Origin of the sequence: Collinsella sp. wc0583, assembly GCF_046116915.1 — a bacterium.
Classification (GTDB): domain Bacteria; phylum Actinomycetota; class Coriobacteriia; order Coriobacteriales; family Coriobacteriaceae; genus Collinsella.
The window spans coordinates 158,553-171,980 of sequence record NZ_JBJXBN010000007.1; the positions used below are offsets into that span (position 1 = coordinate 158,553).

The window sequence follows — 13,428 nt, forward strand, 5'->3', positions numbered from 1 at the left end:
TTTATAAGTTGCGGTGGAATAGTTCCTGTTTGCGGCAGAATAAGGCATCGACAGGAACTATTCCACCGCAACTGATGAGGGGGAGCTGGAGATGCTGACGATTGGGTGTCATCTTTCGACGACGAAGGGCTATCGGGCAATGGGGGAGACGGCGCTATCCATTGGCGCCGATACCTTTGCATTCTTTACGCGCAACCCGCGCGGCGGCAAGGCGAAAGACCTTGACATGGATGATGTGGCGGCCCTGCGTGACCTTATGGCGCAAAATGATTTTGGCCCACTCGTGGCTCATGCCCCCTATACCTACAATCCCTGTTCTGCCAAAGAGCGGGCGCGCGAGTTTGCCCTGGAGGCAATGGCCGAGGACTTGCAGCGTCTGGAAGCACTGCCCGGCAACTATTACAACTTCCACCCCGGCGCGCATGTGGGGCAGGGGACTGATGCCGGCATTCAGATGATCGTCGACACCCTGTGCCAGGTGATGTTTGAGGGCCAGCAGACGACGGTGCTGCTCGAGACCATGGCGGGAAAGGGTACCGAGGTGGGCCGTAGCTTTGAAGAGCTGGCGCGCATTATCGAGGGTGTAGCTGCCAGACGCCCAGAGCTATCGGACAAGCTGGGCGTGTGTCTGGACACCTGCCATGTGAGCGATGCTGGCTACGACATCATCCATGATCTGGACGGCGTACTCGACGAGTTCGATGGTGTGGTGGGTATCGAGCGCTTGCGCGCCGTGCATATCAATGACTCCAAGAATCCCTGCGGCGCCCATAAGGATCGCCACGAGTGCATCGGCAAGGGCTACCTGGGTAGTGAAGAGTTTGGCGGCGGTATGCAGGTTATGCAGAATATTGTATCGAATGGTCGCTTGCGTTCGCTGCCGTTTATTTTGGAGACACCGAACGAACTTGCAGGTTATGCGGCTGAAATCAAACTGTTAAGGTCGTTGCAGCAGTAATGACTGTCATAAAGTGGAGTGCTCCATTCACGTTATGGGTTTGTTTCAATCAGTTTTCTAATTGCAGATTCGCACTTACGGGTGCATAATAGCCAACAGTTTTTGCAGACCTCTGAATCAAACGGGGTCACCGGAAGGAGACTGATTATGAAGATCAAGAAGCTTGGCGCATTTGCCGCCACGGGCGCCATGGCGCTCGCCCTCGCACTGACGGGTTGCGGCTCGTCCAACGCCACCTCTGGTTCTGATGCCGGCTCCAGCAGCTCTGACGACGCTAAGGTCGAGAAGGTCGACGGCTCCAAGGAGTACGCGCTCGTCAAGGACGGTACGCTGACCGTCGGCACCTCTGCCGAGTACGCTCCGTTTGAGTACAAGGATGACAACGGCGATTATCAGGGCTTTGACCTTGAGCTCATCAAGGCTATCGGCGACAAGTTGGGCCTGGATGTCGAGTACGTCAATAACGACTTTGACACGCTGGTTCCGGGCGTCGCTTCGGGCGCCAAGTATGACGTCTCCATCGCGGCTATCACCGACACGCCCGAGCGTGAGAAGGAAGTCACTTTCTCCGATTCCTACTACATGGACGATCAGGCTATCGTGACCAAGGTCGATAACACCGACATCACGGCCGATAACTACAGCGAGAAGCTCAACAACGCCGACGCTACCATCATCGTCCAGTCTGGCTCGACCGCCGAGTCCTTTGCCCAGGAGAACTTCCCCAAGGCCAAGATTGTCCCCTACAAGGACGCCACCGAGTGCTTCAGCGCCCTGCAGTCCGATAAGGGCGACGCCGTAGTCACCAACCGCTCCGTTGCCAGCCAGCTGACCGCCGAGCAGTTCAACACCTGCCAGACCATTAAGCAGATCAGCACCGGCGAGGAGTACGCCATCGCCATCAACCAGGGCAACACCAAGCTCAAGGACGATATCAACCAGGCCATCAAGGACCTGACCGACGACGGTACCGTCGACGCCCTCATGGCTAAGTACAACATCAAGTAAAATAGCTACTTGATTGCGCGCGGGCCCTTTCCGTTTTGGCGGAGAGGGCCTTTGCGCTTCTCTTGACGGAGAGCATTTCCGTCTCGTTTTGCCGGCAACTTCTACGATAGGAGCCACCTTGTCTCGACTGAACAAAGGGGCCGCGGAGCAGCGTTTTCCACTGCCCGCCTTGCTCCAAAAGCTAGTCTGCGTCATGGCCGTGGCGCTCGCGCTGGTGTGCGCGGGGGCATATGCGCCTACGACCGCCCAGGCGCTTGAGACCGCAAAGATTACCGCCCGACCCAACACCGGTTCGGGCAGCGCTGTGGTCGGCGGTACCGAGACGCGCATTACCTGGGAGGTCCAGGCCGATGCCGATGAGGAGCTGAGCGGTCTTTCGCTGACGTTTGTCGACGGCACGACGTTTGGTACCGATGACACGCGATTGACGATGCTCTCGGGCGAGGACCTCATGGATCGTACGCCCATGAAGCCCACGTGCAAGGCTGACGGCCAGACGCTCAAGATTGACTTTGGCGAGACGGCGCCTGCCGGCGGCTTTTTCCGTGTCGAGGTTTACGGCGTGACCTTCCCCGTCGAGGGTGGCGATGAGGCCTTTAGCGGCACCTACACTTTGGCCGATGGCTCGACCAAGAAGATCTCCAAGATTCCGTCGGTGGAGATTAAGGGCGTGACGGCATTCGATAACTTCCTGGCCGATCTTAAAGAGCAGCCGTGGGTCGAGGCATGGAATTCCAACATGTTCCTTCGTCTGTTCCTGAACCCGGTCATTTTGGTCCAGAGCCTGCCGATCGTCTTCAAAGGCTTCCTTATGTCGCTCTCGATCGTGCTCGTGGCGTTTCCGCTGGCAATTCCCTTTGCCTTTGCCTTGTCGCTCATGCGCATCTCCAAGTCGCGCATTCTGCGTTGCCTTGCCGGCATCTATGTGAATATCATCCGCGGTACGCCGGCGTTCCTGCAGATCTATATCGCGTTCTTTGGTCTGCCGTTGGCCGGCGTCAAGGTGGACGACTATGTCTTGGGCGTTATCGTCATGGCCATGAACTCGTCTGCGTACCTGTGTGAGATCTTCCGTGCCGGTATTCAATCGATCCCCAAGGGCCAAAATGAGGCTGCTCGCTCTCTGGGCATGAATGCCTTCCAGACACTGCTCTACGTTATGATTCCGCAGACGTTCCGCAATGTTCTGCCTACGTTGACCAGTGAGTTCATCCTGCTCTACAAGGACACGTCACTGCTAGCCGCCGTTGGTGTGGTCGAGATCGTCATGAACGCCCGCACCATCGTGGCCACGACGGGTTCCATTACGCCGTATGTGGTTGCCGCCCTGTTCTATCTGGTCATTACACTGCCGCTTGCGCGCTTGGTGAGCGGTCTTGAGGCGAGGCTTCTGGGGACGGCCGAAACCAAAAAGAAGCGTCCCGCCAAGAGCGCCGGACAGGTTGTCGCGACGCCCGCCGATCATATCGCCGGCCTGTAAGGAGGTTCTATCATGAGCGAAACCAATAACTCGAACGAGGTCGTTGTCAGCATCAAGAATCTCCAGAAGGCCTTTGGCGACAACGTGGTCCTGCGCGACATCGATCTTGATGTGCATAAGGGCGAGGTCGTCGTAGTCCTAGGTCCCTCGGGCTCGGGTAAGTCGACGATGCTTCGCTGCATCAATCGTCTGGAGCAACCTACGAGCGGCTCGATTGTCGTTGAGGGCGTGGATGTGTGTGCCAAGGGCGTCGACCTCAATAAGGTACGCACGCACTTGGGCATGGTGTTTCAGCAGTTCAATCTATTCCCGCACCTGTCGGTCAAAAAGAACGTCATGCTTGCGCAGCAAAAGGTGCTCAAGCGCAGCAAGGAAGAGGCCGAGAAGATTGCCGTCGAGGAGCTGACCAAGGTCGGCCTGGCCGAGCGCATCGATTTTATGCCGAGTCAGCTTTCGGGCGGTCAACAGCAGCGCGTGGCCATCGCTCGCGCCCTGTCGATGAACCCTCACGTCATGCTCTTTGACGAGGCCACGTCGGCGCTTGACCCCGAGCTCGTCCGCGATGTATTGGGCGTCATGCGCGACCTGGCACGTGACGGTATGACCATGATTGTGGTGACGCACGAGATGGGCTTTGCCCGCGACGTCGCCGACCGCGTCGTCTTTATGGACGGTGGCGTTATCGTGGAAGAGGGTACGCCGAGCGAGGTCTTCGACCATCCCAAGAGCGAACGCACCAAGGCGTTTTTGGGCAATATCTCGTAGCCGCTTTATATGACTGACATAGCAGAAAACGGGAGCCGGATGTGATCCGGCTCCCGTTTTTGTTGGGACGCGAATGTGTTTTGGTGCAGAGCGTGTTACGGGCGGAGCTCATTGCCGCTAGACGAGCTCGGCTCCAAGGGCGCGGCAGGCCGCCTCGCCCTCATCGTCGGGTGCATCGTAGCAGATGACGGAATCGACCACGTTGACGCCTGCCTCGTCGGCGTCGGCCTTCCAGTTGTCCATCCACTCGCCCTCGGCCCACGAATAGGAGCCAAAGAGGACGACCTTCTTATCGCCGAGGGTCTCCTTGACTTCGTCCCACATCGGCTGGAACTCATCGTACTCGAGCTCCTCGGAGCCCATGGCGGGGCAGCCGAAGGCGAAGGCATCATAGCCGGCGATCTTGTCGGCAGAGAAATCGGCGCAGGAGATGACTTCGGCCTCGGCGCCCGCGGACGTGGTGCCTTCGGCGACAAAGTTTGCCATGGCCTCGGTATTGCCTGTGCCGCTCCAATAGACGACGGCGATCTTGCTCATGTTGAGTCCTTTCGGTTGTGCGGCGTGCGGCCGCGGTTTGTGCGTTCTATCGGGTCGCCTGGGCAAGTTGCGCCAAGCTGCAGCCCTGCTGATAGATAAAGGTGAGGTGTTGGGTGCAGGCTCGGTACGCATCAAACGTCGCAAGCGCCTGCTCGACATTCGTATAGACCTTCCAGGCTCCAAAAATCTTGTAGTTCTCGCCATGTTGGGCGATGAACTCGTATACGTCGTCGTAGGGGTACCCCAGGAAGTAGCCTATTTCGTGCGGGAACTCACAGGTGCAACCCGTATCGCAGTGTCTATTCCGCGCGAGCGTGCACACGTTGCCGTCATAGGCGCTTTCTGCGGCATTGCTGCTTGCCAGCGTGATGCGCGCAGCGAGATGCATAAGGGACGCGGGCAGGTCGCGGACGTCGTAGCCTTCCGCGGCAAGCGCCGTCGCGGCGCGGGGGTCGGAGAGATATCGCATGAGGTTCGCAGGGCGGCACACATAGATGAGCGCTCCGCAGGGGCGCCAGACCAAAACGCTCATATGGATTCCGAGCGATTGGACCTCGCGGTTGCATTGGGCTATGACGGCGAGCAGGCAAGAGCGTCGCTCTTCGATTTGAGCGACGCCGAGTTTTCCGTTTTGGTTGGCGTAAACGCCGGGATAGGTAAAGAGCGAAGCCGGCTTGATACCTGCGAGCGTAGGGGAGCAGTTGCGTACGACAGCCGTTTGATATGTTGGGATGTCAATGGTTCGAGTCACGTTGCCCCTTTCGAGTCCTCATTTGTTAGCCTAGGAAAACTTATACACGAAAGTAAGCCTAGGTCAACTAAAAAGTTTGAAGAGGGAAACTAATTGACTGAACTGACATGAGTTTGGAGTAAGATGGGACACCCCACGGGGGTATCTCTGAAATGGATCGTAAGGAAGGGGAGCGTATGAGCGACTTGCTCAACCCAGCAAATATCATCGTGCTGGGCGTGATTGCTATTGGTATGTTCTTTGGGCTGCGCCGTATTGCGGCGTCGACGCATGGGAAGAGTTGCTGCAGTGATGGCGCAAGCGGAAAGAAAGCCAAGAGGGTTGTGGTGGCAGACACTGTCGAGTCTCACTACCCCTATTGCGATGAGCTGCTTATCGGCGGCATGAGCTGTGACGGCTGCGCTCAGAATGTAGCCAATGCCCTCAATGCGCTGGACGGCGTGTGGGCAACGGTAACGTACGCGGACCACACAGCACGCGTACGCTCGAAGCTCCCGGTTGATCGCGACACACTCGAGACGGCGGTGAGGGGCGCGGGCTATTACGTTATGAAAATGTAGGCGTTGCCCTCTCCGGTGGATACCGGACTCCTGCTCATTGTGACTATCGGCATCCAAAAGTTTGCGCAAAAAATAACCTTTAGATGCGGCAAAAGTGGAGTTTGGTGACGGTTTGCGCGGAATTCGCTACCAATCGAGCATCTATTAACCCGTCCAAAAAATTACAGGTGTATATTTATACGATGATTATTGCTGTGCTCAGATTGCAATTAACCGTGGACAGAAATGAAGAATGCTAAAGCTGGGCTTTAGGACAGGGGAGGTTATAGCCTTATGAGACGAGTGGGAACACTTGGCTTGGTGGCAGCGCTTGCCGCTATCTTGGTATCGCCGCTGCCGGCGCACGCCGAAGATGCTTCGGGTGCCGTTACCTACAATGCGGGAAATGGGTATTCCTTTGAGAAGCTCTCGCATCCTACGGTAGGAACGTCGCAGCCGGATGGCATCGTCGACTACCAGGGTAACGGTGCCGTTGCCGTTCCGGGCGCCGATGGTAACACGGCCAACAATGAAGGCGATCGCGGCCAGAGCTACACTTGGGCGGCTGCGAGCTATGGTGACTGGCTTTATGTGGGCACCTGCTATGCGGCGATGGGCAACACGCTGACGCTCATGAACGGCACGCTGGGCGATTCCTTTGATGCCGAGACCATGCGCCTGACGCTGGAGGCCATGTTTAACGGCACCTTCTTCTATGGACAGCAGAAGGAGGACGGCACGGCCGACAAGGACAGCGGCGGCATCTTGGTCAAGATCAATACCAAGACCGGTGAGACCAAGCTGCTGCTCTCTGATTCGCTCAACGGCGTCGCTCCTTTGTTCCGCAATGCCGTGAGCTATAAGGGCAAACTCTATTTCTGCGGCAGCGTTAGGACCAATGGCGGCAAAAGCGGTCTGCCTGCTGTATATGAGATCGATCCTAAGACGGATGAGTACAAGGTCGTCTATCAGGGTCTTTCGAGCATGCAGGATTACGGCGCTGCCTACAAGCAGGGCATCTCAACCGGTATCCGCGGTATGTGCGTCCATGATGGCCAGCTCGTCATCAGCAACGTGGGTAAAGACGCGGCCGGTAAGTTTGTGTCGACAATCCTGACGTCGTCTGACCCCTCGAAGGGCCAGGAGAGCTTCACCGAGATAGCCAACTCGGAGACGCTGTTTAACTATCCGGCGATTCGCTATCAGGACAGCATCTACGGCGGCGCCATTTGGGATATGGTCTCGTACAATAGCCATCTCTATGCGACCATCTGCACCGGTACGCCCGAGAATGCCCCCGATGATAATTCCATGCAGTCGTTTGCCATGGTCCGTGGCGACAAGAACGCCGACGGCAGCTATTCGTGGACTCCGATCGTCGGTGACCAGGAGGCGGACGGTGCAAAGTATTGCTTTGGCATCGATCCTGCCCGCACCCGTTCTGGTGCTGCCAACCTCATCGTCTACAACGACTACCTCTATATCGGTGAATATAACGACGAGGAGATCGCCCTCGAGCGCATTCTCTTTAATAAGTCCAATTCTGACGAGAGCGGCAAGAGCAGCATGGGCGGCGTTGACTGCTCGTTTGTGAATGCCAATCTTGAGCAGTCGGTCAACATCTATCGCATGGACAAGGACGAGAACATGGAGCTCGTCGTTGGCGATCGCACCGACATGTTCCCCGAGGGCGGTATTTCCGGCCTGACTTCGGGCTTTGGCCGAAACGAGAACCAGTACATTTGGCGCATGCAGAAGTTCGACGGCAAGCTGTATATCGGTACCTTTGATACCGCGAGCCTGCTTGAGCCGATCGGCCAGTTCTCTAATGGTGACATTATCGATATGACGCCCGAGGAGTGGGCCTCTCAGGTTCAGCGCCTTAGGGACCTGCTCAATCACCTGCTCGACAAGAAATCGCCTGACGACCCCATCGTTCCCGTGAACACGCTTGCGGACGATGATTCAAACGAGGCCGTCGAGGTCGATGACGAGAAGGCTGAGGCCGTCGAGGTCGATGACGAGAAGACCGAGGTTGCTAAGGGCTTTGGCGATCTGAGCGATGCGCTGGAGGATGCCGCGGGCGACCTTTGCGATCAGGCCGCGACGATGTCCCAGGACGTTGAGGACGATGCCGCTTATGTCCAGAAGATCGATGGCGAGATTGCGTACTTCAAGTCCTTTGCCGATCAGTATCAGGACATGCTCGATAGCTATGAGAGCCTGAAGCAGCAGTACGAGGATGCCTATGGCACCGAGCTGCCGGGTGATATTCAGGATGCGCTCGATAAGCTGCTGAGTGCGGAGAACCTCAAGAAGTTGCAGAGTGTCCTTACGTGCATGTACTACCTGCGCGATGCCGAGCGCGGCTTTGATATGTATGTGACCGAGGACGGCGTGAACTTTACGACGCTGACGACTAACGGCTTTAACGATCCGTATAACCATGGTCTGCGCACCTTTGCGGTGACCAACCAGGGTCTGTGCCTTGGTACCGCCAACCCGTTCTATGGTTGCCAGGTTTGGATCCAGCGCAAGGAGAATTCGGAGAATCCGATTGATCCCGGTACTCCGGATCCGACGAAACCCACCGATCCTTCGCAGCCGGGTGGCGGCAATCAGCCTGGTGGCAGCCAGACGGGGGGCAACGACCAGTCGAGCAGCACCGCGATGACCGTTTCGACGACCACTAAGAAGACTCCGAAGGACGGCTCGCTGCCTCACGCTGGCGACTCGACCCTCACGCTGGTCTTGGGATTGCTGGTTGCAGCTGCCGCAGTGCTTGGCATTGCTCTCGTCTTGCGCAAGCGTTCTCGTTGCTAGGCTCGACCACGCAGCTCGATGCCTTGGATATCGTCGAAGTTGATGGCGATATCCCTGAGTTTGAGCAGCTTGAATGCGGGTAACACTTCGTCGAGAATGCCCGTGCGGCTACGATAGCCGTACATATCGTAATAGGTGACGCGCACCAGGTCGCCGCGTTTGAGGCCCTCGAGCTTTTTTGAAAGCTCGAGGGCTTTTTCTTCCGTGAGTTCGCATTTGGGCTCAACAGTGATCTCTTGTTTGCGCACGAGCTCGTAGTATCCCGTGAGGGCGGCAAAGGGCATAAACTGCGCGGCACGGCCGGCGCGGACGGCGCCGTTGGCGGTGAGCTTGGGGTCGGCGGATCGACGTCTTCCCTCGGGGTCCGCTAGACGTTCAAAAGGCGTCGGTGGCCGCATCGGCTGTTGTTGGGACTTAGGCACGATGTCCTCCTACCTGATCGTTGCGTTCGCGTGCGGTGGCGCCGGCGGTGAAGCTTAATCCCTTGACGAGCGCGTTCTTGCCGTACTTGCCCTTCACGGCCAGGACGGCGCGCGCCAGGTCGCGCTCGCGCTCATCGGCCTTAACATCGCTGAACAGGTCGATAGTGGTAAATTCCTCGGGCATGAGGTTGCCAAATCCCAGGTTGATGCGCTTGACCGGTCGTTTGGGATCGACAGTCTGCGCCCAGAGCTCATCGAAATAGCCCATGATCTTCTTAAACGAATTGGTGCGCTCGGGCAGCTTGCGCGAGGCGTTGGAGTGCGCAAAGAGCGCGGCATAGCCACCACGCGGCTTGCCGCCGTGTTCGCCCACAAAGATGCCGTCAATCGCCTGTGCCTCTCGCACCAAACGTCGGCGTTCGTCGTCGCGTTGGACGGGCTTGGGCGCGCGGGGCGCGAGCTCGGGGCCGTCGGTTGCGGCGGGTTCGATGCTCGACGTGCTCGAACGCAAATGCCCGCATCCGTCTACATATTGTGCTGTGCCGCTGGCGTCGAGGCGGCGTATGTCGGCGCGCTCGCTCGCGTAGCCTACAAAGAGCGAGATGCTGTTGCACACCACGTGCTTATCGACTAAGTCCAGCACAGCGTTGTCGACCATCTCGCGCAAGACGGTGTAGGCCTGTTCATAGGCATAGCCTTTCGAGAGCACCTGTCCTGTGGTAGTTGAGGTTGCCTGCGGGCTATAGGCCTGAATATCGGAGATAGTTGTCGGCTCGCGCCCAAAGGCGTGGTCGATAAGATACTCGGCATTGACGCCGAGCTCGTCGTAGAGCAGGTTTTCGTCGAGCGCCGCGACGCCCATCAGATCGTAGACGCCGTATTTTTCGAGTCGTGCTGCCACGCCGGGCCCAATGCCCCAGATGTCGGTGATGGGGCGATGGGGCCAGATCTCCTTGCGAAAGGTCTCGTCATCGAGTATGCCGATGCGGCTGGGTACGTGCTTGGCGGTAATGTCGAGTGCCACCTTGGCCTGGAATAGGTTGGGGCCGATGCCAACCGTTGCCGTGATGCCGGTGCGCGCCAGGACCTCGTCGCGCAACATGCAGGCGAAGCCTTCAGCGTCGGTGTGATAGAGGTCCAGATAGGGCGTCACGTCGATAAAGCATTCGTCGATGGAGTAGACGTGCACGTCCTGTGGGCTGACGAATTCCAGATAGATACCGTAGATTTGCGCCGACACCTCCATGTAGTGCTGCATGCGCGGTACGGCCTTGATGTAGTCGATACCGTCGGGAATCTCGAACAGGCGACAGCGGTTATGGATTCCGAGGTCTTTCATGGCCTGTGTGATGGCAAGGCAGATGGTCGTGCGCCCGCGCGATTCGTCGGCAACGACCAGGTTGGTGGTGAGCGGGTCGAGCCCGCGGTCGACGCACTCGACGCTGGCGTAGAACGTCTTGAGGTCGATGCAGATATAGGTGTGACGCTCGTGTCCCACGCGTCCTCCCATCAAACACATGTTCTTATCGAATACTTGTTCGATAATACCCGCTCGTCCGGACATCGTCAAAACCTGTCCCTTTTTGGTAGGTATGGTCGTTCGGCTGCATCGGGTTTTTAACGCAGCTCTAAAGAGTGCGAAACAGCTCGGAAAACCTTGCTTTGTAGCATGAGCCTAACAATCGATACCGCCTATACGCACGGAAGGGTTGTGGGAAAGATGGTCAATTATGGGTTTGGTATGCCGACACGCTTGGTTGCGGATGGGGATGTGGCTCGCTGGTGCGGGCGATTGGTTGCCCACTATGGCGGCACTAAGGCACTGGTCGTGCTGGGAGGCGACAAGCACACGCGTGATGAGCTTGTCTCGGCGGCACTCGGCTCGCTTGATCGAGCTCTGCTCGAGCGCGTGCTTTTCCGCTGCGGCTCGGTTGAGGGCGACGGGGGAGACGAGCTGATCGACGAAGCCGTGGCCCTGGCGACCGACGAAGGCGTGGACTTTGTCCTAGCGATTGGCGATGCCGATACTGCCGGCTTTGCGCGCGAACTCGCGCGTCGCATGGCGGCGCTCGATGCCGGCGAAGACGGTTTTGTCCCTTATGGATGCATTGTCTCGGAGGGCAAGGTGCCTGCTGTCGTGGGCGTCGGCGAGGTTCCCGTTTTTGCCATCATCGCGCCCGAACTGCTGGAGGGCATTGGGTCTCCTCTGCGTGAGTTGCTCGGCAGCGTGTGCGCCGCGGCCTAGTATTTGGCATAAAGGGATGGGTTATTTTTGGTTGGTAAAGCGTTTGACCTGCCAAAATAAACCTGTCCCTTTTTGGTCGGTTGCCGTTTGGGGGCCGATTGGCAACGCTCGCTGATTATAGTCTTGACCTGCGCTAGAATAGTGGCATCTGAATGTCCGGGCGCATGGAGGCGTGCGCCCGTATGCTGAGGAGGACTCTATGGCAACTGTTGCCGCACCTATCGATGCTACGTCGACTGCCGCTTGGAAGGCACTCGAGGCTCATCAAGAGAAGCTCGAGGCCGAAGGTATCGACCTCAAGGCCTGGTTCGCCGCCGATGCCGAGCGCGTGAACAAGCTGAGCTTTGACGCCGGTGACCTGCACTTCGATCTGTCGAAGAACCTGGTGACCGATGAGACCGTCAAGCTGCTGTGCGATCTTGCCCGCGAGGTGAAGCTCGAGGAGCGCCGCGACGCCATGTTCTCCGGCGAGCACATCAACACCACCGAGGACCGCGCCGTCCTGCACACCGCGCTGCGCCGCCCGGCAAGCGAGAAGGGCCAGCTCATCGTTGACGGCCAGGATGTCGTCGCCGACGTGCACGAGGTCCTCGACCGCATGTATGCCTTCGCCGAGCGCGTGCGCTCCGGTGAGTGGAAGGGTGTTACCGGCAAAAAGATCGAGCACCTGGTGTCCATCGGCATCGGTGGCTCCGACCTGGGCCCGGTCATGGCCTACGAGGCCCTGCGTCCCTACGCCGACGCCGGTATCGACTGCCGTTACATCTCCAACATTGACCCCAACGATCAGGCAGAGAAGCTCAAGGGCCTCGATCCCGAGACCACGCTCGTGATCATCGTTTCCAAGACTTTCACCACGCTCGAGACCCTCACCAACGCCCGCGAGGTCAAGACCTGGATGCTCGAGCAGCTCAAGGCTCAGGGCGCCATCGATGGCTCCGATGAGCAGAACGCCGAGGCCGTGGCCAAGCACTTCGTCGCCGTTTCCACCGCACTCGAGAAGGTCGAGGCCTTCGGCATCGACCCCGCTAACGCCTTTGGTTTCTGGAATTGGGTCGGCGGCCGCTACTCCGTCGACTCCGCCGTGGGCCTGTCGCTGATCGTCGTGCTCGGCCCCGAGCGTTTCCAGCAGTTCCTCGAGGGCTTCCACGCCATCGACGAGTACTTCTGCAATACGCCGCTCGAGAACAATGCCGTCGCGCTGATGGGCCTGTTCAATGTCTGGTACGTCAACTTCTTCGGCTCCAAGAGCCACGCCGTGCTTCCGTACTGCCAGTATCTGCACCGCTTCCCGGCTTACCTGCAGCAGCTCACCATGGAGTCTAACGGCAAGCACGTCCGCTGGGACGGCAGCGCTGTGACCTCCGATACCGGTGAGATCTTCTGGGGCGAGCCCGGCACCAACGGTCAGCACGCCTTCTACCAGCTGCTGCACCAGGGCACTGTGGTGGTTCCGGCCGACTTCATCGCCTTCGCCAATACCGCCAACCCTGCGACCGATAGCGGTCAGGACGTGCACGAGCTGTTCCTGGGCAACTTCCTGGCCCAGACCAAGGCACTCGCCTTTGGCAAGACAGCCGACGAGGTTCGTGCCGAGGGCACGCCCGAACAGATCGTCCCGGCCCGTTGCTTTGAGGGCAACCGCCCGACGACCTCGATCTTCGGCGACACGCTGACCCCGTTTGCGCTCGGCGAGCTCATCGCCCTGTACGAGCACATCGTATTTGTCGAGGGCACGGTCTGGGGCATCGACTCTTACGACCAGTGGGGCGTTGAGCTGGGCAAACAGCTTGCCAAGCAGATCACCCCTGCCTTCCACGACGACGCCGCCAAGGCCGAGCAAGACGCTTCGACTCAAGCGCTTATCGAGTTCTATCGCGCGCATCGCAAGTAGTCGCTG

General features: G+C 58.4%; 12 protein-coding genes. 8 read left to right on the forward strand and 4 right to left on the reverse strand.

Translation table 11 applies throughout. The features are described from left to right. Nucleotides 1-91: 91 nt before the first annotated feature. The 4 genes from ACKUUJ_RS07765 (at nt 92) to ACKUUJ_RS07780 (ending at nt 4,211) form a co-directional block, all read left to right on the forward strand. The gene (locus ACKUUJ_RS07765) at nt 92-958 is read left to right on the forward strand and encodes a deoxyribonuclease IV (protein ID WP_196025563.1); all 867 of its coding nucleotides are present in this window, start codon (nt 92-94) and stop codon (nt 956-958) included. A gap of 147 nt (nt 959-1,105) precedes the next feature. Continuing rightward, nucleotides 1,106-1,966, forward strand: a complete 861-nt coding sequence (locus tag ACKUUJ_RS07770) for an ABC transporter substrate-binding protein (RefSeq protein WP_409065218.1) — start codon at nt 1,106-1,108, stop codon at nt 1,964-1,966. A 118-nt stretch (nt 1,967-2,084) separates the two neighbouring features. Then, a complete protein-coding gene (locus ACKUUJ_RS07775; RefSeq protein ID WP_409065219.1) occupies nt 2,085-3,446 on the forward strand; it encodes an ABC transporter permease subunit in 1,362 nt (453 codons plus the stop codon). A 12-nt stretch (nt 3,447-3,458) separates the two neighbouring features. Then, nucleotides 3,459-4,211, forward strand: coding sequence for an amino acid ABC transporter ATP-binding protein (locus ACKUUJ_RS07780; RefSeq protein WP_117786334.1), 753 nt, complete (start codon nt 3,459-3,461; stop codon nt 4,209-4,211). A gap of 117 nt (nt 4,212-4,328) precedes the next feature. Here the strand turns inward: ACKUUJ_RS07780 and ACKUUJ_RS07785 are convergent, their stop codons facing one another. Beyond that, on the reverse strand, nt 4,329-4,748 hold the full coding sequence (locus tag ACKUUJ_RS07785) for a flavodoxin (RefSeq protein WP_409065220.1): 420 nt from the start codon (nt 4,746-4,748) through the stop codon (nt 4,329-4,331). Between the two features lie 46 nt (nt 4,749-4,794). After that, nucleotides 4,795-5,499 (reverse strand): DUF3793 family protein, encoded by a 705-nt coding sequence (locus ACKUUJ_RS07790; RefSeq protein ID WP_409065221.1) that lies wholly within the window; start codon nt 5,497-5,499, stop codon nt 4,795-4,797. 176 nt (nt 5,500-5,675) lie between these two features. Here ACKUUJ_RS07790 and ACKUUJ_RS07795 point away from each other — a divergent pair, with 176 nt between their 5' ends. Together ACKUUJ_RS07795 and ACKUUJ_RS07800 are read left to right on the forward strand one after the other, a co-directional pair. Then, a complete protein-coding gene (locus tag ACKUUJ_RS07795) occupies nt 5,676-6,059 on the forward strand; it encodes a heavy-metal-associated domain-containing protein (RefSeq protein WP_409065222.1) in 384 nt (127 codons plus the stop codon). Nucleotides 6,060-6,332: 273 nt separating this feature from the next. Further along, nucleotides 6,333-8,861, forward strand: coding sequence for a hypothetical protein (locus ACKUUJ_RS07800; protein WP_409065223.1), 2,529 nt, complete (start codon nt 6,333-6,335; stop codon nt 8,859-8,861). On the opposite strand, the gene ACKUUJ_RS07805 is transcribed toward ACKUUJ_RS07800, so the two are convergent. After that, a complete protein-coding gene (locus ACKUUJ_RS07805; RefSeq protein ID WP_368143600.1) occupies nt 8,858-9,283 on the reverse strand; it encodes a hypothetical protein in 426 nt (141 codons plus the stop codon). The genes ACKUUJ_RS07800 and ACKUUJ_RS07805 overlap by 4 nt on opposite strands. Further along, the gene (locus tag ACKUUJ_RS07810) at nt 9,276-10,802 is read right to left on the reverse strand and encodes a DNA repair protein (RefSeq protein WP_409065241.1); all 1,527 of its coding nucleotides are present in this window, start codon (nt 10,800-10,802) and stop codon (nt 9,276-9,278) included. The genes ACKUUJ_RS07805 and ACKUUJ_RS07810 overlap by 8 nt, the downstream gene beginning before the upstream one ends. A 201-nt stretch (nt 10,803-11,003) precedes the next feature. Between ACKUUJ_RS07810 and ACKUUJ_RS07815 the strand changes: the two genes are divergently transcribed. Continuing rightward, nucleotides 11,004-11,528: an iron-containing alcohol dehydrogenase gene (locus ACKUUJ_RS07815; protein WP_225093393.1), complete on the forward strand. Its 525-nt coding sequence runs from the start codon at nt 11,004-11,006 to the stop codon at nt 11,526-11,528. A 199-nt stretch (nt 11,529-11,727) separates the two neighbouring features. Beyond that, nucleotides 11,728-13,422, forward strand: coding sequence for a glucose-6-phosphate isomerase (gene pgi / locus ACKUUJ_RS07820; RefSeq protein ID WP_409065224.1), 1,695 nt, complete (start codon nt 11,728-11,730; stop codon nt 13,420-13,422). Nucleotides 13,423-13,428: the final 6 nt, after the last annotated feature.

Bases quoted from the DNA above. Each gene is read 5' to 3' on its own strand.
- ACKUUJ_RS07765 (WP_196025563.1), top strand. From the start codon at position 92: ATGCTGACGATTGGGTGTCATCTTTCGACGACGAAGGGCTATCGGGCA.
- ACKUUJ_RS07770 (WP_409065218.1), top strand. From the start codon at position 1,106: ATGAAGATCAAGAAGCTTGGCGCATTTGCCGCCACGGGCGCCATGGCG.
- ACKUUJ_RS07780 (WP_117786334.1), top strand. From the start codon at position 3,459: ATGAGCGAAACCAATAACTCGAACGAGGTCGTTGTCAGCATCAAGAAT.
- ACKUUJ_RS07785 (WP_409065220.1), bottom strand. From the start codon at position 4,748: ATGAGCAAGATCGCCGTCGTCTATTGGAGCGGCACAGGCAATACCGAG.
- ACKUUJ_RS07795 (WP_409065222.1), top strand. From the start codon at position 5,676: ATGAGCGACTTGCTCAACCCAGCAAATATCATCGTGCTGGGCGTGATT.
- ACKUUJ_RS07800 (WP_409065223.1), top strand. From the start codon at position 6,333: ATGAGACGAGTGGGAACACTTGGCTTGGTGGCAGCGCTTGCCGCTATC.
- ACKUUJ_RS07810 (WP_409065241.1), bottom strand. From the start codon at position 10,802: ATGTGTTTGATGGGAGGACGCGTGGGACACGAGCGTCACACCTATATC.
- ACKUUJ_RS07815 (WP_225093393.1), top strand. From the start codon at position 11,004: ATGGTCAATTATGGGTTTGGTATGCCGACACGCTTGGTTGCGGATGGG.
- pgi (WP_409065224.1), top strand. From the start codon at position 11,728: ATGGCAACTGTTGCCGCACCTATCGATGCTACGTCGACTGCCGCTTGG.